The organism is Nonomuraea sp. NPDC050733, from assembly GCF_040654215.1.
Lineage (GTDB): Bacteria > Actinomycetota > Actinomycetes > Streptosporangiales > Streptosporangiaceae > Nonomuraea.
The window spans coordinates 1-18,318 of the sequence record NZ_JBFAHO010000001.1 but is presented as its reverse complement, the minus strand read 5'-3'; the positions used below and the strand labels follow the sequence as shown (position 1 = coordinate 18,318).

Below are 18,318 nucleotides of genomic sequence, written 5' to 3'. Positions count from 1 at the left end.
GGCGGGGCTGGACGCCCAGCTCCCGTAGCTCGCCGGCCGGTCGACGAGCACGTGGTCGAGTACGCGCAGTCGCCGATCACCGCGTACCGGGTCGGGATAGGCGAACCCGGTGTTCCACCGGACTCCGCCGGGGTTGTTGGCCGGTGACTGGCCACTGCCCGCGCCGCCGAGGGTCGTCCAGGTCGTCGGCGCGCGGGCTCCCCGAGTGGACCATGGCCTCCATCGCCGCCGCCTGGAAGGCCGTGAGCTCCTCGTCCGTGTTCGCGCCGCCCGCGTGGCCGGGCCGCGGCGCGCTCCATCAGCCCGGCCGGCGCCCCCTGGAGGCAAGGTCTGACCTACCGTCGCCCTCTACTGGCGTGGACGCGTCGTCCACCCGGGTTGTGTTTACTCCTGCAGGATGGACAGGGCTCGGGACGGGCACAGGGTGACGGCGTGGCGCGCCTGTGCGGCGCTCTGGTCGTCGGGGTGATCGGTCAGCAGGGCCACGATGCCGTCGTCGTCCTGGTCGAAGACGGCCGGTTCGGTCAGGACGCACTGGCCCGAGCCGATGCAGAGGCCGGTGGCCGCTTTGATGCGCATCATGTCCTGCTCACCAGGTGACCGGGAGTTCGTGGACACCGTAGATGACGGCGTCGGTCTTGAACGGCAGATCCTCGGCCGGGGCGGCGAGGCGCAGGGTGGGGATGCGGCGGAACAGGGTGTCGAAGACGATCTGCAGTTCCATCCGGGCCAGGTTCTGGCCGAGGCACTGGTGCGGGCCGAAGCCGAAGGCGAGGTGGTGGCGGGCCCCGCGTTCGACGTCCAGTTCGGCCGGATTCTCGAACGCCGCCGGGTCCCAGTCGGCTGACAGGCTCGAGACGATGACGCCGTCGCCGGCCTTGATGCTCACCCCGCCGATCTGCACGTCTTCGGTGGCCACCCGGGCGACGACCGTGTCGGTGATGGTGAAGTAGCGCAGCAGTTCCTCCACGGCCAGGGGCGTCCTGCCCGGGTCGGCCTTGATCAGGGTCAGTTGCTGCGGGTGGGTGAGCAGCCCGATCACGCCGAGCGAGATCATGTTCGCGGTGGTCTCGTGTCCGGCGGTCAGCAGCAGGAAGGCCAGGCTCACCAGGCCCGCGTGGTCGAGGGTGCCCTCCTGGCGTTGCCGGGCGATCTGCCGACTGAACAGGTCGTCGCCGGGTTCGGACTCCTTGCGGGTGAGCAGGTCGTCGATGTAGGCGCGCAGTTCGGCGAAGGCTCGCCGGCGCTCCTGCGGGGAGGAGGTCCGGCATGCCGCCACGGTGGTGCGGCTCTGGAAGTAGTCGTGGTCGGTGTAGGGGACGCCGAGCAGTTCGCAGATCACCAGGGAGGGCACCGGCAGGGACAGCGCCTGCACCAGGTCGACCGGGCGCTGGTCGGTGGCGAGCATGTCGTCGATGAAGTGGTCGACGATGTCCTGGATGCGCGGGCGCAGCGTGGCCAGCCGCTTCACGGTGAACTCGCCGATCACCGGACGGCGGGCCGCGGAGTGTTCCGCGCCGTCCATGCCGATCATCAATGGCGGCTGGCTGCGGATCTGCCGCAGGGTCGCCGCATCGAGGTTGAAGAGCGGGAAGCCGTCCTTGCGCCGGTCGGAGGAGAAGCGGCGGTCGGCGAGGACGGCCCGGGCCTCCTCATGGCCGGAGACCCACCACGCCTCGCCGCCGCTGGTCAGGCGGATCTTGTTGATTGGCGCCTGCTCGCGTAGCCGTTCGTAGGCGGCGGGTGGGGCGAACGGGCAGTCACGCTCGACCGGTAGTTCCAGGCCGGCGAGTTCGTCGGGGATGCTCCTCGTCATGAATGACCTCCCGGTAAAAGGATCTGGCTGGATGTGTTCGGTGCTGTCGGGGTGGTGAAGCCCGGGGCGATGCCTGGTCAGGTGGCTGTCGCGCCGCTGGTGTGCGCGTTTGGGGGTCACGCCCCGGGTCGCCGATGAGATGCGGGTCAGCCTGTCGGGGTCGCGAACGTGCTGGAGGCCGGTGATGCGGGCGTGCGGGCAGGTCCCGCGGCGAGGGTGGCGGCACGGCGCGCGCGCAGGCCGCCGGCCAGGCACAGCATGAGACCGAGCGTGAGCCAGGTGGCCAGGACGCTGACGGAGTGGGTGGTGCCGTGGCCGTCGAAGAACGCGGTGGAGCGCAGCAACTGGCCTCCGGCCCCGGGCGGCAGCAGCCGGCCGAGGATGCCGGACCAGCCGGGTAGCATTTCGGGTGCGGTCGCGGCACCTGAAAGGGGATTGCCGATGAGCATCATGGCGGCGGCGCCCAAACCGAAACCGGCGTAGCCGAGCAGTGCCTCCAGCCCGAGGATGCTCAAGGAGGTGGCCGCGATGGTCAGGGCGATGGCGCTGCTGTTGGCCCAGTAGGAGCCGTCCAGCGAGCCGAGCCAGAACTGCAGGATCGCTGCCGCGGTCAGGCCGCCGGTGATGGCGAAGGCGAGCGCTCCGGTGGCCCGGCGGGCGGTGCCGCGGACGAGTCTGGTCAGCAGGAGCGCGGCGAGCATGCCGACCATGACCAGGGGCAGGGCTCCGGCGGCCAGGCCTGCGCCGCGCGGGTCGTCGGCCGGCAAGGCGACGAGGTCGCGGACGGCGACCGCCGTACCGGTGCCCTGTGTCTGCGCCTGGCTGAGGCCGGCCGCGACGCTGTGCAGGCTCTGAGCGACCGCTGGGCTGGCGGCCGAGGCCATGATGACCTGCGGGGTGCCGGAGCTGACGTCGATCGCCCCGTACACCTCCCGGTCACCGATCAGCCGTTCGGCGGCCGCGGTGTCGGCGACCCTGGTGATCTCGAAGCCATCCGGCAGGCGTCGGCCGAGAGCGGTGCTGATCTGCTCGACGGCGGTGGCCGGCCCGGCGACGGCGATCGGCACATCGTGTACCGACGAGCGCACCGACGGCCAGGCGAAGGCGGTGAGCAGCACACCGGCGATCGCCGTGAGCAGGACGACTGCCCTGACCACCATCAGCCAGGGTGACGGAGATGTGCCGGCCGTCAACGGGGCTTGAACGGCCATGTCTATTCCTTAAACGGAACGATTGCGTGATTGACGTGGTGACGGGGCGGGCCGGTACGCACATGTGCCGGTGAACGGATGCATTCGCTCGGGATGCTCCGCACTGGCGCGATGCCGTGATCACGGCGCGGCGGCTGAAGGGGTCGACGCCGCGCCGTTGCTCACCAGAACGACCTCAGGGCGAGCACGCGATCTCCTGGTAGCCGACGTCGTACGCACGCATGCCACCGGCGACCACACCGTCGCCGACCTGCTGAAGACGTTCTCCATCAGGTCGGGCGACAGCGTCGGGCGTCCTCGCACGCCCCAGCACAGGGAGCGCCTGTCGAGCACCCATCGCGGCCGTGTGCAGCCGCGGGCGTGCGTCGGGCCGACAACAACGACACGGCCCGAGGCCAGGCTCAGACCGTGCTCTCTTGGCCGAGCTTGCCCTGGGCCTCCGCCGAAAGGTCCTGCCAGTCGGCCCAGGTCTTGAGCCGGTGAGCGTAGGCCTGCTGGATCATCGGGTAGAAGCCCTGGCCGAAGAGAATCCGCAGCGGTGGGTTGTCGGAGTCCACCAGCTTGAGCAGCGCCTGGGCCGCGGCGGCCGGGTCGCCGGCGGGCTGCTTGCCGGCGACCGCGCCCAGGCGCCGGCGCAGATCGTCGTAGGCCGGGTCGGGCTGGGCCATGTAGCCGTTGTTGAGCGGGTCGGGGTTCTTGCCGGAGCGGGTGGCGAAGCCGCCGGGCTCGATGATGGTCACCTTGACGCCGAAGTCGGCGACTTCGCCGGCGAGGGCTTCGTTCAGGCCCTCCAGGGCCCACTTGGAGGCGTGGTATGCGCCGCCGAGCGGCATGGCGATGACCCCGGCCGCCGAGGACAGCTGGATGATGTGCCCCGAGCGCTGCTCGCGCAGGTGAGGGAGTGCGGCCTGGATCACCCACACCGCAGCGAACAGGTTGGTCTCCATCTGGTCGCGCAGCTGCTGCTCGGTCAGCTCCTCGACCGCGCCGATCTGGGCGTAGCCGGCGTTGTTCACGATGACGTCGAGCCGGCCGAAGTGCTCCTTTGCCCGCTTCACGCTCTTGAAGACGGCGGCCTTGTCGGTCACGTCCAGCTCCAGCGGAAGCACCGCGTCGCCGTAGGCGGCGACCAGCTCGTCAAGGCTCGCGGTGTTCCGGGCGGTCGCGGCCACCTGGTCGCCGCGGGACAGGGCGGCCTCGACGAAGTTGCGGCCGAGGCCGCGGGACGAACCGGTGACGAACCAGACCTTGCTCATGATGTCTTTCCGTTCTTTCTCTAGAGGCGGATTGTCCGCTCACAGAGCCTTACAGGGATGCAGTTACTGCACTGGTGTGCAATTGCTGCATCAATGTATACTCATGTCGTAAGCGGTCGTCAACACAGGCGCCGACCAACCCGAGGAACGACAGGGCCACGATGACCAGTGATGCTCCAGTCCGCCGCGGTGGACGCGAAGCGCAGCGCCGCCGCACCCGCAAAGCGATCGTCGACGCGGCGGTCCGCCTGAGTGGCGGCGGAGCGATGCCGTCCATCGACGAGATCGCCGCCGCCGCCGACGTGTCACGGCGCACCATCTACATGTACTTCCCGACCCTCGACCACCTGCTGATCGACGCGACCGCCGGCGCGCTCAACGAACCCCCGGTTGAGGCGGCGCTGGCCGATCCCGCGCTCGCCGACGACCCCGTAGCCCGCGTGGACGTCCTCATCCGGACCCTGCTGCAGTACTCGCCGCAGTCGCTTCCCCTAGGCCGCCGGCTGATCCGTCTGACCGTCGATCCGCCGGCGAACGACGCTCAAGAGCCGGCCGCCCCGCGCCGGACCCCCCGTCGGGTCGAATGGCTGGAGCAGGCCTGCGAACCGCTCCGTCACACCCTGAGCGAGGAGTCGTTCCAGCGCCTGATCTCGGCGCTGACCATCGTGGTCGGCTGGGAGGCGCAGATCGCCCTACGCGATGTCCGCGGCCTTGACCCGCAGGCGGAGCAGGAGGCCATCACGTGGGCCGCGCGTGCCCTGGTAGAGACAGCGATCAAGGAACGGTGACCTCGCCCCCGGAGTGCGGAGATCGCCTGGGTCCATGCCGAGGACCGCTCGGTCGCCCTGGTCGTCCTTTCGGCGGCGCGGTGGTACAGGGCTCGATCCCGGCGAAGACCCGGCAGCCTGGTTCGGCACTGAGCGCCTTCCACGCGCCTTCATCGACCCCGATCGTCGTTGGTCAGGGTGACGGCGACCAGGCTGTGGTTGCGGCTGCGGCCGGCAGCTGGATGTCTGGGAAGCGCCCGAAACCCTGGGGCTCCTGGCCTGAAGGGGGCCGACCAACGCGGGTGACCAACCCCGGCATCATCCTGACCATCACGACCCCGCCAGCCGCCGCTGCCGGGGTCTTCACTTGTTGAGGCAGTACAGGCCGTGGGTGTCGGCGAGGAGTTCGAGGTACTCCTCCACCTCCGCGGGGTCGCCGACGGCGGAGTACGTGGTCATCTGCGCGATCTGGCGGCCGGCGGGGGACTGGAGGATGGCCTCGGCCTCCTCCGGCGCGGTGCGAAGGCGTACGGGAGGTCCAGCGCGGCGGCGAGCGCGGCCCCGAACAGCGAGGGGCCGAGGATGTACAGCGTGCCGCCCGTCTGGTTGGTCGTGGCCATGGCGCCGACAAATAAGGAATGAGCCGCCCCCGGCCCCGAGCTGGGGCCAGGCGGCGGTCAGAGGAAGCTGACGTTCTGGGCGAGGGTGAGCCGGTCCGAGTAGTTGACCGTGGCGGTCGAGCGGCGCATGTAGGCGCGCCAGGAGTCCGAGCCCGACTCCCGCCCGCCGCCCGTCTCCTTCTCCCCGCCGAACGCCCCGCCGATCTCCGCGCCGGAGGTGCCGATGTTGACGTTGACGATCCCGCAGTCGGAGCCCGTCGCGGACGTGAACAGCTCCGCCTCGCCCACGTCCCGGGTGAAGACGCTGGACGACAGCCCCTGGGGGACGGCGTTGTTCAGCTCGATCGCCTCGGTCAGCGTGCGGTACGTCTGGACGTACAGGATCGGGGCGAACGTCTCCTCCCGCACGATGCCGCCCTGCCCCTCGACGCGCACGATCGCGGGCTCGGCGTAGAAGGCGGCCGGAGCGGCGTCGGCGAGGCGGCGGCCCCCGCCCACGAGGACCTTGCCGCCCTCGGCGCGCGCGGCGTCCAGGGCGTGCCGCATCGCGTCGTGCGCCTGCTCGGTGATGAGCGGCCCGACCAGCGTGGCCTCGTCGAACGGGTCGCCGATGGGCAGCCCGGCGTACGCGGAGGTGAGCCGGTCCAGCAGGGCGTCGGCGACGTCCTCGTGCGCGATGAGCCGCCGCAGGGTGGTGCAGCGCTGCCCGGCCGTGCCGGCCGCCGCGAACACGATCGCGGGCGCGGCCAGGCCGAGGTCGGCCGACGGGGTGACGACGGCGGCGTTGTTGCCGCCCAGCTCCAGCAGCGAGCGGCCGAAGCGCGCGGCCACGCGCGGGCCGACCTGGCGTCCCATGCGGACGGAGCCGGTGGCGCTGACCAGGGCCACGCGCGGGTCGTCGGCCAGACGCTCCCCGATGACGCGGTCGCCGAGCAGCAGCCGGTGCACGTCGCGCGGCGCCCCGGTGTCCTCGGCGGCCCGGGCGAGCAGCCGGTCGCAGGCCAGCGAGGTCAGCGGGGTCAGCTCCGACGGCTTCCACACCACGGTGTCGCCGCAGACCAGGGCGACGGCGGTGTTCCACGCCCACACGGCCGCCGGGAAGTTGAACGCCGAGATGACGCCCACGACGCCCAGGGGGTGCCAGGTCTCGGTCAGCCGGTGGCCGGGCCGCTCGGAGGCGATGGTCCGCCCGTAGAGCTGGCGGGACAGGCCGACGGCGAAGTCGCAGATGTCGATCATCTCCTGGACCTCGCCGAGCGCCTCCGAGCGGATCTTGCCCGCTTCGATCGTGACGAGGTCGGCCAGGTCGGCCTTGTGCTCGCGGAGCAACTCGCCGAGCCGGCGCACCAGCTCGCCGCGGCGCGGGGCGGGCACCGCGCGCCAGGACAGGAACGCCTCGTGCGCGGCGCGGATCGCCTCGTCGGCGCCGGCGGGGGTGGTGGCGGGCAGGCCGAGCAGGGTCCCGCCGGTGATGGGCGTGCGGGCCCGCACGCCGTCGCCCTCGCCGGGGACGGCGTCCAGGCGGGTCAGGACGTCGAGCGCGCGCTGCCGGAGCGCGCCGGTGGAGGGAAGTGCGGGGTGTGCGATCGAGGACATGTGCGGGTCTCCGTCGGCGGTGGGGTGGACATGGGGGTCGGACCAGGGTCAGGTGATGGCGGGCAGGCCGAGGGCGCGGGCGGCCTCGGTCAGGGAGCGCTCCTGCTGGGCCTCGTACAGGGCGAACGGGTCCAGCACGTCGCGGCCGACCGCCCCGGACAGCGCGTCCAGGTCGTAGCCGGCGGCGGCGCGGCTGTCGTCCTTGAGGCCCTCGCCGGTGAGGTTCGACTGGAAGATCCCGGCCGCCGAACGGGGCAGGAAGTCCTCGTACACGATGGGCTCGGCGCGCAGCCACCCGGCGTCCAGCAGCTCGGCCAGGCGGGTCACCGGCGGGCGGCCGTCGCGCGGGCGGTCCGTCACCGCCCGGTACGTGAAGAAGCCCATGCCGCGGACGGCCAGCTCCCGCTCCGTGGCGGGGAACTCCCGCTCCCACAGCTCCCGCGCCACCGCGTCCCTGTCCGAAGAGCCTTTCATGTCCGGAACGTCGGGAAGGCCGCCCGACGCGCCGGCCGGAACGCCGGCGCGGGACAGCTGGTCGGCGCGCGCGAGCAGGTCGTCGTAGAGACGGCGCCCGTCGCGGGTCAGCGCGATCCCGCGCGCCTCCACCTCGCCGAAGCGCACCCGCAGCGACCCCGTCGTGACCGTGCCGTCGGGCTCGCGCAGGGCGCGCGGCTCGGCCAGCGCCCGGAACGACGTCTGCCGGAGCAGCACGTCGGGCCCGGACCACCGCGGCGGCCCCTGGATGGCGTCGATCATGGTGATGCCGCGCCCGGTCATCCGCCGGTAGAGGTCGTCGATGTCGAGCACGCGCGGCGTCAGGTGGTTGACGTGCGTGCTCGCCACCCCGCCGATGTCGGCGGCGACGGCCGACACCTTCTCCAGCTCCTCGTACCAGGCCCGGTCGATGGGCTCCGTGGACAGCGCGAACGCCTGGACGGCCAGCCGCAGGAAGCGCTCGGCCCGCTCCTCCGGCAGCCCGCCCTCGTCCTCGGCCCGGCCGGCCAGCTCCAGCAGCTCCGGCGGGAACAGCCGTCTGGCCGACAGGAACGTCTCCAGCCGGTCCCGCAGGCCGGCGTCGAAGAAGCGGGGGTCGCCGGGCGTGAGCATCGAGGTGAAGACGCGGAACGGGTTGGCGGCCAGCTCGTCGCGGGTCACCGGGCGGAACGCGGTCGAGACGACGGGAACGGCGCTGGAGGCGGTGTCGCGCAGGTCGTAGAACCCGACCGGCCGCATGCCCATCGCCCCGAAGATCCGCGCCACCTGCCGGAGCTCGGCGGGCGTGCCGACCCGGATGGCGCCGTGCCGCTCCGCCGTGACCCGGTCGATGGAGCCGAGCCGCTCGGCCCCGGCGCCGGCCCGCCGCAGGACGTCGTGGTTGACCTCCTGGGAGACCTCCACGAGCGTCCGGTACGCGGGCACCTCCCGCCCGTACATCTCGGACAGTCGGCGGGCGAACGCGGCGCGCAGCCGCCCCTGGGTGATCGTTGCCATGCGTTGCCTTTCCCGGTGGTGCGCGAGCGAAGGTGGTGCGCGAGCGAAGGTGGTGCGCGAGCGAAGGTGGTGCGGGAGCGAAGCCGGTGGTGCCGGCGGAGGGCTCAGAGTGCTTCGGCGATCAGCTCGGCGAGGTGGGTGGCCCGGCGGCCGGCGCCCTGGGCGATCTGGGTGCGGCAGCTGAAGCCGTCCGCCAGCACCGCCATGTCCGGCGCGGCGGCCCGTACGGCCGGCAGCAGCACCTGCTCGCCCGCCGCCACCGACACCTCGTAGTGGCCCCGCTCGAACCCGAAGTTGCCGGCCAGCCCGCAGCACCCGGACCTCAACGCGGAGTTGTCCACGCCCATGCGCCGCAGCAGCTCGGCGTCGGCGTCGAAGCCGCTGGTCGCGTGCTGGTGGCAGTGGGTCTGGCTGATCGAACGGCCGCCGGCCATGGGCGGCTCCCACCCGGAGCGGACCAGCAGCTCAGCCAGGCCCACGGTGGCCTCCGCTAGCAGGCGGGCCCGTCCGTCCCCGTGGAGCAGCTCCGGCAGGTCCGTCCTCAGCGCCGCGGTGCAGCTCGGCTCCAGCCCGACCACCGGCACGCCCTCCTCCAGCGCCGGCCCGAGTGCGTCCAGGGTCCGGCGGCCGAGGCGGCGGGCCGTGCCGAGCTGGCCGGTCGTGAACCAGGTCAGCCCGCAGCACTGGGTGCCCGGCGGCACGCGGACCTCGTACCCGGCGCTCTCCAGCACCCGCACGCCGGCGCGCAGCACCGACGGGCTGAAGTGGTTGTTGAAGGAGTCCACCCAGAGCATGACCGGCCCGCGCGTGGCGCCGGGGGCCTCGCCGGCGGGGGACGGCCGCCGCCGGAACCACGACAGGAACGTCTCGCCGGCGAAGCGGGGCAGCTCGCGCTCGCGCGCGATCCCGCCCAGCCGCTTGATCAGCGGGGACACCCGCGAGGACAGCACGGCGTTGACCAGGCGCGGCATCCGCGAGGCGGGCCGGGCGAGCAGCGGCAGCCAGCCCATCGAGTAGTGCGAGGCCGGCCGGAGCCGGTGGCGGTAGTGGTGGTGCAGGAACTCGGACTTGTAGGTGGCCACGTCCACGCCCACCGGGCAGTCCACGCTGCACCCCTTGCACGACAGGCACAGGTCGAGCGCGTCGAGCACCTCCGGCGAGCGCCACCCCGTGGTGATCACCTGACCCTGCGTCATCTCGTACAGCAGCCGGGCGCGGCCGCGCGTGGAGTCCTTCTCGTCCAGGGTGACGCGGTAGCTGGGGCACATCACGTCGCCCCGGTGGTCGGCGGTGCGGCACTTGCCGACGCCGACGCAGCGGCGGGCCGCCTTGGCCAGGTCGCCGCCGTCGGAGCCGAGCGGCAGCACGGTGGCCAGCGGGATCGAGGGCCGGCGCGGGTCCACCCGCAGGTCGCCGTCGACCGGCCGGGCCCGGACGATCATGCCGGGGTTGAGGCCGCCGTCGGGGTCCCACAGGTCCTTGAACCGCTCGAACAGCGCCATGACCTCCGGCCCGTACATGAGCGGCAGCAGCTCGGAGCGGGCCTGGCCGTCGCCGTGCTCGCCGGACAGCGAGCCGCCGTGCTCGGCCACCAGGCGCGCCGCGTCCGTGAGGAAGGACCGGAACCGGGCCACGCCCGCCTCGGTGCCGAAGTCGAAGTCGATGCGCACGTGCAGGCAGCCCTCGCCGAAGTGGCCGTAGACCGCGCCGCGCAGCCCGTACCGGTCCATGAGGGCGGTGAAGCCGCGCAGGTACGAGCCGAGCCGCGCGGGCGGCACCGCGGCGTCCTCCCAGCCGGGCCACGCCTCCGACCCGTCGGGCAGCCGGGTCGCCAGGCCGGCCCCGTCCTCCCGGATCCGCCACAGCCGCCGCGCCCGCTCGGGGTCGGTCACGGTCAGCGCGCCGGTGGACCCGGCCGAGCGCCCGGCCGTCTCGCACAGCGCCCGCGCCCGCTCCGGCAGCTCGGCCGGGTCGCCGCCCAGCTCCGCGAACAGCCACGCCTGGCCCGGAGGCAGCGCCTCGATCTCGGCCCGGGTCGCCGGGCGGGTCACGATCCCGGTCAGCGCCCGGTCCAGCCCCTCCAGGGCCAGCGGCCGGTGCTCCAGCAGCGCGGGGACCGCGTCCGCCGCCTCGCCCGCGCCGGCGAACCCGAGGACGACCAGGGCCCGCGCCGGCGGCGGCGCGACCAGGCGCACGGTCGCCGACAGGATCACCGCGCACGTGCCCTCGCTGCCGGCCAGCGCCCTGGCCAGGTGGAAGCCGTGCTCGGGCAGCAGGTGCTCCAGCGCGTAGCCCGACACCTGCCGGGGGAAGCGGCCGAGCCCGGTGCGCAGCGTGGCGAGGTTGCGGCGGGCCAGCTCCGCCAGCGCGCCGACCAGCCGGCCGCGCTCGCCGCCCTCCGCGACGGCCGCCTTGACCTCCTGCTCCGTCATCGCGCCGACCGTCATCACGGTCCCGGAGTAGGTGAGCACCTCCAGCTCCACCAGGTTGTCGGCGGTACGCCCCCAGGCCAGCGAGTGGGAGCCGCAGGCGTTGTTGCCGATCATGCCGCCGAGCGTGCAGCGGCTGTGCGTGGACGGGTCCGCGCCGAACACCAGTCCATGCGCGGCGGCGGCCTTCTGGAGGTCGTCCAGGACGGTTCCCGGCTCGACTGTCGCCGTGCGCGCCTCGGGGTCCACCGCGAGGACGCGGTTGAGGTACCGGGAGAAGTCGAGGACCACGCCCGAGCCGACGGCCTGCCCGGACGTGCTGGTGCCGGCGCCGCGCGAGGTGATCGGCACGCCCAGGCGGCGGCACACCGCGACCGCCTCGATGACGTGCCGCCGCTCGCGGGGGAACACCACGGCCATCGGGACCCGCCGGTAGTTGGAGGCGTCGGCGGCGTACTGGGCGCGCCGCCCCGCGTCGCCCGCCACCTCGCCGCACCCGGCCGCGCGCAGCGCCGCCACCAGCCGCGCGAGCTCATCGGCGGCCACGGTGTCGCCCTGGGCGGTCGTACGGGTGTCGGCGGGCGTGCCCAACGTGTGCTCCCTGTTCGTCCGGATTTCTCCGTCTCACCTTGCGGGGCTGCCGGGCCGAAACCAAGCCCCCGCAGACCGACAGATTCCCGCTCAAGCCCAAGCAACGCTTACGCTGCGTTCCCCGCAGGCCGTCATTCCGGAGGGGCCGTCAAATCCGGGACGCCGAACTCATCGCTGACGAAACAGGCTGGAACCTCTAGGCTGAGGCGGCGATGGATCTCGCACACTTCACCCCTGGCTCGGGCCGCCTGGCGCCCCGGGCGGCTCTGCGTTCCGACGCCCCCTCCCTCGACCTCAACGGCACGTGGCGCTTCCGCCTGTCGCCGACGGCCGCCGTGCCGGAGGACTTCGCCGACCCCGGCCACGACGACTCCGCGTGGGAGGAGCTGCCCGTGCCGTCGCACTGGCCGCTGCACGGCCACGGCGCCCCGGCCTACACCAACGTCTCCTACCCGTTCCCGATCGACCCGCCCCACGTTCCGACCGAGAACCCCACCGGTGACTACCGGCGCGCCTTCGACCTGCCCGAGGGGTGGAGCGGCGGGCGGCTCCGGTTCGAGGGCGTCGAGTCGTACGCCCGGGTCTGGCTCAACGGCCACGAGCTGGGCTTCACCACCGGCAGCCGGCTGGCCGCCGAGTTCGACGCCGGCCCGTACCTGCGGCCGGGCCGCAACGTGCTGGCCGTCCGCGTCCACCAGTGGTCGGCCGCCAGCTACCTGGAGGACCAGGACATGTGGTGGCTTCCCGGCATCTTCCGGGACGTCACGCTCACCCGGTCCACCGCCGACGTGTTCGTCCGAGCCTCGTACGAGGACGGCAGGGGAACACTGAGCTTCGACGGCCCCGGCCTGCTCAGCGTGCCCGAGCTGGGAGTCGACGGCCTGGAGCCCGGCACCCCGGTCACCCTGGACGTGGAGCCGTGGACCGCCGAGACGCCGCGCCTCTACGACGCCGCCGTGGTCTGCCCCGGGGAGACCGTGCGGCTGCGGGTGGGATTCCGGACGATCTCCATCGAGGACGGCGTCCTGCTCGCGAACGGCCGGCCGCTGCTGCTCAAGGGCGTGAACCGGCATGAGTTCCACCCCGAGCACGGGCGCGCCGTGCCGTACGAGACCATGCGGCAGGACGTCCTGCTGATGAAGCGGCACAACGTCAACGCCGTGCGCACCAGCCACTACCCGCCGCACCCTTCCTTCCTCGACCTGTGCGACGAGCTGGGCCTGTGGGTCGTGGACGAGTGCGACCTGGAGACCCACGGCTTCGGCCAGGTCGGCTGGCGCGCCAACCCCACCGACGACCCGCGCTGGGCCGAGGCGTACCTCGACCGCATGCGCCGCACGGTCGAGCGTGACAAGAACCATCCGAGCGTCATCATGTGGTCGCTCGGCAACGAGGCGGGCGTCGGCCGCAACCTCGCCGTCATGGCCGACTGGACGCGCGAGCGCGACCCGTCCCGGCCGATCCACTACGAGGGCGACTGGTCGTGCGCGAACGCCGACGTGTACTCCCGGATGTACGCGGGCCACGCCGAGGTCGAGGCCATCGGGCGCGGCACCGAGGACCCGCTGCCCGACCCCGAGCTCGACGCGCGGCGGCGGCGCATGCCGTTCATGCAGTGCGAGTACGCCCACGCCATGGGGCTCGGGCCCGGCGGCCTGGCCGACTACCAGGAGCTGTTCGAGCGGTACCCGCGGCTGGCCGGCGGCTTCGTCTGGGAGTGGATCGACCACGGGCTCGCCCACCCGGAGCTGGAGTACGCCTACGGCGGCGACTACGGCGAGCCGGTCCACGACGGCAACTTCGTCATCGACGGGCTGGTCTTCCCCGACCGCACGCCGTCGCCCGGGCTGCTGGACCTCAAGAAGGTCTTCGAGCCGGTCCGCTTCGCGTTCGGCGACGGGGTCGTGCGGGTGAGCGGGGGGTACGGCTTCCGCGACCTGTCGCACCTGGACTTCCACGCCACCGTGGAGGCGGACGGCGAGCCGGTGACGCGGTTCACGCTCGACGTCCCCGCCGAGGGCGGCGAGGTCAAGCTGCCCGACCTCCCGGAGGGGGACGGGGAGCGGTGGCTGACCGTGCGCGCCGTGCTGGCCGCCGACGAGCCGTGGGCCGAGGCCGGACATGAGGTCGCGTGGGGGCAGACCCGTCTGGCCGCCGCCGAGAACGCCCCCGAGAACGCCCCCGAGGGCGCTGCCGGGGACCCGGCTCCTCGTGCGGGCGCGAGCGTCTCTCCCGTCACGGTCGCCGGGGAGATCGCCGTCGGAGGAGGGCGGTTCGACGCCGGCGGCGGGCGGCTCGTCCGGCTGTTCGGGCTGGACGTCGACGGGCCCCGCCTGGAGCTGTGGCGGGCGCCCACCGACAACGACCGGTACGGCGGCCTCGCCGCCGCGTGGCGGGAGACCGGCCTGCACCGGCTCACCCACCGCGTGGACGAGGTGGCGGTGCCGGAGCCGGGCGCGCTCGTCGTACGCACCCGGGTGGCGCCCGCCGCAACCGACGCCGGCATGCGCGTCACCTACCGGTGGGCCGCCGACGGCGACGGCCTCACGCTCGCCGTCGAGGTCGAACCCGAAGGCGAGTGGACCGGCCCGATCCCGAGGCTCGGCGTCGTCATGGCGCTCCCGGGCGACCTCGGGGACGTCACCTGGTTCGGACGGGGTCCGGGCGAGGCGTACCCCGACACCGGGATGGCGGCCAGGGTCGGCCGCTGGTCCGCCACCGTCGAGGAGTTGCAGACCCCGTACGTCCGCCCGCAGGAGAACGGTCACCGGGCGGAGGTCCGCTGGGCCACGCTGACCGGCCCCGGCGGGCGCGGCGTGCGGGTGGCCGGAGATCCCGTGTTCGGGCTCACGGCCCGGCGGTGGACCACGGCCGACCTCGAACACGCCCGCCACCGGCCCGACCTCGTGCCGGGCGACCGGATCCACGTCAACCTGGACCTCGCCCAGCACGGCATCGGCACGGCGAGCTGCGGCCCCGGCACGCTGCCCGCCTACGAGCTGCGCCCCGGGCCGGCCGCCTTCCGGCTGCGCTTCGACCCTGTCTGAGCCGTCCACCACCCGGCCGTCCACCACCCGGCCCCGGCCGTCCACGGCCCGGCCCCCGGCCGGCTCCAGGCCGCCGGGGCCCGGCCGGCCGGGGGCGGCGGATCAGTGGCGCTTGGTGCGGAACTTGTCCATGAACCGCCGAGCCTTCTCCTGGTTGCGCGGATCGCTCGCCATCCGCTTGGCCTTCTCGATCGTCTGCTGACCTTGAGGGCTGCGCAGGTACGCGCGCAGCTTGTCCATGAGCGTCGCCATGCGCCTCCCCTACCCAGGACGGACGCCCGGAAGCGGCCGCGTCTCCGCTTCCGGGCGCTCCTTGTGCCGGGCCGGTGCCTCAGTCCGGGACGGCGAGGACCGTGCCCGCGCCGACGGTCAGGCCGCCTTCACGGATCGCGAAGCCGAGCCCCGGCTCGACCGCGACGGCCTTGCCCAGCTCGACCCGCGCCTCCACGGTCTGGCCGGGCTCGGCCGGCCCGTCCAGCGCCAGCTCGCCGGGCACGTCCGTGGTCCGCAGGTAGAACTGCGGCCGGTACCCCGGCGCGACCGGCCGCCGCCGGCCCCCCTCCTCGGCCGTGAGGAGGTAGAGCCGGGCGGTGAACGACCGGTGCGCCCGCTGGCTGCCGGGCGCGGCCAGGACCATGCCCCGCCGCACCTGCTCGCGGCGGACGCCGCGCAGCAGGACGGCGGCGTTGTCCCCGGCCTCGCCCCGCTCCATCGTCCGGCCGAACGTCTCCACCCCGGTCACCACCGCGGTGAGGCCGTCGCCGAGGCCGACCACCTCCACCGTGTCGCCCACGGTGACGGTGCCCCGCTCGATGGCGCCGGTGACGACCGTGCCCCGCCCGGTGACGGTGAGCACGTTCTCGACCGGCATGAGGAACGGCGCGTCCACGTACCGGACCGGCACGGGCACGTGCTCGTCCACGGCGCGCAGCAGCGCCTCGATGGACGCCGTCCACTCGGCGGCGCCCTCCAGCGCCCGCAGCCCGGACACCCGCACCATCGGGACGTCCCGGTAGCCGTGGCTCTCCAGGAGCTCCTGCAGCTCCAGCTCGACGAGCTCGGTCAGCTCCGGGTCGGCCCCGTCGGCCTTGTTGACGGCGACGACGAGGTGCTCGACGCCGACGCGCCGGGCGAGCAGCACGTGCTCCCGCGTCTGCGGCATGATGCCGTCCTGCGCCGACACGACGAGGATGGCGCCGTCGAGCTGCGCCGCACCCGTGATCATGTTCTTCACGTAGTCGGCGTGGCCCGGCATGTCGACGTGGGCGTAGTGCCGGTTGGCGGTCTCGTACTCGACGTGCGAGATGTTGATCGTGATGCCCCTGGAGTGCTCCTCCGGGGTGCGGTCGATCCGCTCGAACGGCGTGTACGTGGCCTGCCCGCGCTCGGCGAGCACCTTCGTGATGGCGGCGGTCAGCGTGGTCTTGCCGTGGTCGACGTGTCCCATCGTGCCGATGTTGAGGTGCGGCTTGTTCCGCACGTAGGCCTGCTTGGCCATGATGCCCTTCCTTGAGCCTGGAGTCCCGGTGGTGACCCGTGGGGTCGTCGACCTCCCCCCGCCGGGTCACTCGGACGCACGGGAAGAGGTCAGCGCTCCAGGCCGTCGCGGACACGCCGCGAAGCGCCCGCGGTGGCGGGCGTCGCGAAGGGGGCGTGCCGGAACATGATGACCATGGTGCCGAGCCTCAGCGCCGCCCGGCAACGGATTATTCCGGGGCCTCCGCCTGCCGCGGGACCTCCAGGCGTCCGTGACCTACAGCGGGATCCACTCCGTGGACGTGGTGACCTCGTCGAGGATCGACGGGATCGGGTCCACGCCGAGCCCGGGGCCGGTGGGCACGTCCAGGTGGCCGTCGCTCAGCTCGAACGGCTCGGTGACGTCCGTCGCGTAGTACCGGCGCGAGGCCGACGTGTCGCCCGGCAGCGTGAAGCCGGGCAGCGCCGCCAGCGCCACGTTCGCGGCCCGGCCGATGCCGGTCTCCAGCATGCCGCCGCACCACACCGCGACGCCGTGCGCCCGGCACAGGTCGTGGACGCGCCGGGCCTCCAGGTAGCCGCCCAGCCGGCCCGGCTTGATGTTCACGATCGAGCAGGAGCCCAGCTCGATCGCGGCGGCGGCGTGCTCGGCCGACTCGATCGACTCGTCCAGGCAGATCGGCGTGCGCAGCCGCCGCGCCAGGCGGGCGTGCTGCACGAGGTCGTCGTTGGCCAGCGGCTGCTCGATCAGCAGCAGGTCGAACGCGTCGAGCTGGGCCAGGCGGGGGGCGTCCACCAGCGTGTACGCGGCGTTCGCGTCGACCTGGAGCAGCAGGTCGTCGCCGAAGCGCTCGCGCACCGCCCGGACCGGCTCCACGTCCCAGCCGGGCTCGATCTTCAGCTTGATCCGCACGTACCCCTCGCCGAGATAGCCCTCGACGGCGTCCAGCAGGCGCGGGACGGAGTCCATGATGCCGACCGACACGCCACACGGCACCCGGTCGCGGGCCGCGCCGAGGAAGCGCCCGAACGACTCGCCGGAGGCGCGCAGCTGCGCGTCCAGCACGGCCGTCTCCAGGGCGGCCTTGGCCATGCGGTGCCCCTTGACCGGCTCCAGGGCGCGGCCCACGGCGTGGACGTCCAGCGACGGCGGCAGGGCGGGCAGCAGGAAGCGGCGGATCACCTCGGCCGCGCCGTCCACGTACTCGGAGGAGTAGAGCGGCTCCGACATCGCGACGCACTCGCCCCACCCCTCGGCGTCGGGCGTGACGACCCTGACCAGCAGCACGTCGCGGGCCGTCTCGGTGCCGAACGACGTGCGGAACGGCGCCACCAGCGGCATCGCGATCCGCCGCAGCTCAACTCCTGTGATCTTCACGCTGACTCCCTGCTCCCGGGCCGTGGTCGGAGCCACCCGCCGTGCGGGCGCTCCGTCCTACGGTAGGCGGTGCGATCCGGGAGGAGCGGGCAGGCTAGCTGTATTGACCCGGAGCGTTGTTGACGCGGGTGATCGGGGGTTGGCCTCCGAGTGCGGTGTGGCAGCGGTGGTGGTTGTAGGTGTGCAGGAAGTCTTGCAGAGCCGAGCTGCGTTCCTGGTTGCTGGCGTAGGGGCGGATGTAGGCCCATTCGTCCAGCAGGGTGCGGTTGAAGCGTTCGACCTTGCCGTTGGTCTGCGGCCGGTAGGCGCGGGTGTGCTTGCCGGTCGCGCCGAGGTCGGCCAGGGCTTGGCGCCAGACGGTGCTGCGGCGGTAGCTCCAGGCGTTATCGGTCAGCACGCGCTCGATGCGGGTGATCCCCACAGTGGTGAAGTAGGCGGCGGCGCGACGTAGGAAGGCGGCGCAGGTGTCGGCTTTCTCGTCCGGGTGGATCTCGCTGTAGGCGATGCGGGTGTGGTCGTCGACGGCAGAGTGGATGTAGTCGTAACCGACGGTTTTGGTGCGGTCGTGGCTGCGCTGGTCGCGGCCGTGGATGCGCCAGCCGCCGCCGTCGGGGATGCGGCCGAGCTTCTTGACGTCGAC

13 protein-coding genes are annotated in these 18,318 nt (G+C 73.1%); 2 read left to right on the top strand and 11 right to left on the bottom strand.

All coding sequences use genetic code 11. The features are described 5' to 3' along the window. Positions 1–384: 384 nt before the first annotated feature. The 4 genes from AB0H64_RS00065 to AB0H64_RS00050 all read right to left on the bottom strand — a co-directional run bounded on the left by AB0H64_RS00065 (position 385) and on the right by AB0H64_RS00050 (position 4,283). Positions 385–582, bottom strand: a complete 198-nt coding sequence (locus AB0H64_RS00065) for a (4Fe-4S)-binding protein (protein WP_357617960.1) — start codon at positions 580–582, stop codon at positions 385–387. Between the two features lie 7 nt (positions 583–589). Continuing rightward, on the bottom strand, positions 590–1,816 hold the full coding sequence (locus AB0H64_RS00060) for a cytochrome P450 (RefSeq protein WP_357617957.1): 1,227 nt from the start codon (positions 1,814–1,816) through the stop codon (positions 590–592). Positions 1,817–1,962: 146 nt separating this feature from the next. Beyond that, on the bottom strand, positions 1,963–3,027 hold the full coding sequence (locus AB0H64_RS00055) for a hypothetical protein (protein ID WP_357617955.1): 1,065 nt from the start codon (positions 3,025–3,027) through the stop codon (positions 1,963–1,965). A gap of 401 nt (positions 3,028–3,428) precedes the next feature. Beyond that, positions 3,429–4,283, bottom strand: coding sequence for an SDR family NAD(P)-dependent oxidoreductase (locus AB0H64_RS00050; RefSeq protein WP_357617952.1), 855 nt, complete (start codon positions 4,281–4,283; stop codon positions 3,429–3,431). Positions 4,284–4,444: 161 nt separating this feature from the next. Between AB0H64_RS00050 and AB0H64_RS00045 the strand changes: the two genes are divergently transcribed. Further along, complete coding sequence (locus AB0H64_RS00045) at positions 4,445–5,071, top strand: TetR/AcrR family transcriptional regulator (RefSeq protein ID WP_357617949.1); 627 nt, start codon at positions 4,445–4,447, stop codon at positions 5,069–5,071. Between the two features lie 656 nt (positions 5,072–5,727). Here AB0H64_RS00045 and AB0H64_RS00040 read toward each other — a convergent pair. From AB0H64_RS00040 to AB0H64_RS00030, 3 genes are all read right to left on the bottom strand, one after another. Then, a complete protein-coding gene (locus tag AB0H64_RS00040) occupies positions 5,728–7,257 on the bottom strand; it encodes an aldehyde dehydrogenase family protein (protein ID WP_357619673.1) in 1,530 nt (509 codons plus the stop codon). Positions 7,258–7,314: 57 nt separating this feature from the next. Next, positions 7,315–8,757, bottom strand: coding sequence for a DUF1338 family protein (locus tag AB0H64_RS00035; RefSeq protein WP_357617946.1), 1,443 nt, complete (start codon positions 8,755–8,757; stop codon positions 7,315–7,317). Positions 8,758–8,861: 104 nt separating this feature from the next. After that, entirely contained in the window at positions 8,862–11,777 is a 2,916-nt protein-coding gene (locus AB0H64_RS00030; protein WP_357617943.1) for an FAD-linked oxidase C-terminal domain-containing protein, read from the bottom strand. Positions 11,778–11,989: 212 nt separating this feature from the next. Here AB0H64_RS00030 and AB0H64_RS00025 point away from each other — a divergent pair, with 212 nt between their 5' ends. Next, positions 11,990–14,824 carry a glycoside hydrolase family 2 TIM barrel-domain containing protein gene (locus AB0H64_RS00025; RefSeq protein ID WP_357617939.1) on the top strand — a complete coding sequence of 945 codons (2,835 nt, stop codon included), beginning with the start codon at positions 11,990–11,992 and terminating at the stop codon, positions 14,822–14,824. A 102-nt stretch (positions 14,825–14,926) separates the two neighbouring features. On the opposite strand, the gene AB0H64_RS00020 is transcribed toward AB0H64_RS00025, so the two are convergent. The 4 genes from AB0H64_RS00020 to AB0H64_RS00005 all read right to left on the bottom strand — a co-directional run. Further along, a complete protein-coding gene (locus AB0H64_RS00020) occupies positions 14,927–15,076 on the bottom strand; it encodes a hypothetical protein (protein ID WP_357617936.1) in 150 nt (49 codons plus the stop codon). Positions 15,077–15,155: 79 nt separating this feature from the next. Then, complete coding sequence (tuf, locus tag AB0H64_RS00015) at positions 15,156–16,322, bottom strand: elongation factor Tu (protein ID WP_357617933.1); 1,167 nt, start codon at positions 16,320–16,322, stop codon at positions 15,156–15,158. A 255-nt stretch (positions 16,323–16,577) separates the two neighbouring features. Continuing rightward, a complete protein-coding gene (menC, locus tag AB0H64_RS00010) occupies positions 16,578–17,678 on the bottom strand; it encodes an o-succinylbenzoate synthase (protein ID WP_357617930.1) in 1,101 nt (366 codons plus the stop codon). A 94-nt stretch (positions 17,679–17,772) separates the two neighbouring features. Further along, positions 17,773–18,318 (bottom strand): integrase core domain-containing protein (locus tag AB0H64_RS00005; protein ID WP_357617927.1); only part of this gene is annotated, 546 nt, incomplete at its 5' end.

What these genes read in the sequence shown, in the direction of transcription:
- AB0H64_RS00065 (WP_357617960.1), bottom strand. Translation starts at nt 582, where the DNA reads ATGATGCGCATCAAAGCGGCCACCGGCCTCTGCATCGGCTCGGGCCAG.
- AB0H64_RS00060 (WP_357617957.1), bottom strand. Translation starts at nt 1,816, where the DNA reads ATGACGAGGAGCATCCCCGACGAACTCGCCGGCCTGGAACTACCGGTC.
- AB0H64_RS00055 (WP_357617955.1), bottom strand. Translation starts at nt 3,027, where the DNA reads ATGGCCGTTCAAGCCCCGTTGACGGCCGGCACATCTCCGTCACCCTGG.
- AB0H64_RS00050 (WP_357617952.1), bottom strand. Translation starts at nt 4,283, where the DNA reads ATGAGCAAGGTCTGGTTCGTCACCGGTTCGTCCCGCGGCCTCGGCCGC.
- AB0H64_RS00045 (WP_357617949.1), top strand. Translation starts at nt 4,445, where the DNA reads ATGACCAGTGATGCTCCAGTCCGCCGCGGTGGACGCGAAGCGCAGCGC.
- AB0H64_RS00035 (WP_357617946.1), bottom strand. Translation starts at nt 8,757, where the DNA reads ATGGCAACGATCACCCAGGGGCGGCTGCGCGCCGCGTTCGCCCGCCGA.
- AB0H64_RS00025 (WP_357617939.1), top strand. Translation starts at nt 11,990, where the DNA reads ATGGATCTCGCACACTTCACCCCTGGCTCGGGCCGCCTGGCGCCCCGG.
- AB0H64_RS00020 (WP_357617936.1), bottom strand. Translation starts at nt 15,076, where the DNA reads ATGGCGACGCTCATGGACAAGCTGCGCGCGTACCTGCGCAGCCCTCAA.
- tuf (WP_357617933.1), bottom strand. Translation starts at nt 16,322, where the DNA reads ATGGCCAAGCAGGCCTACGTGCGGAACAAGCCGCACCTCAACATCGGC.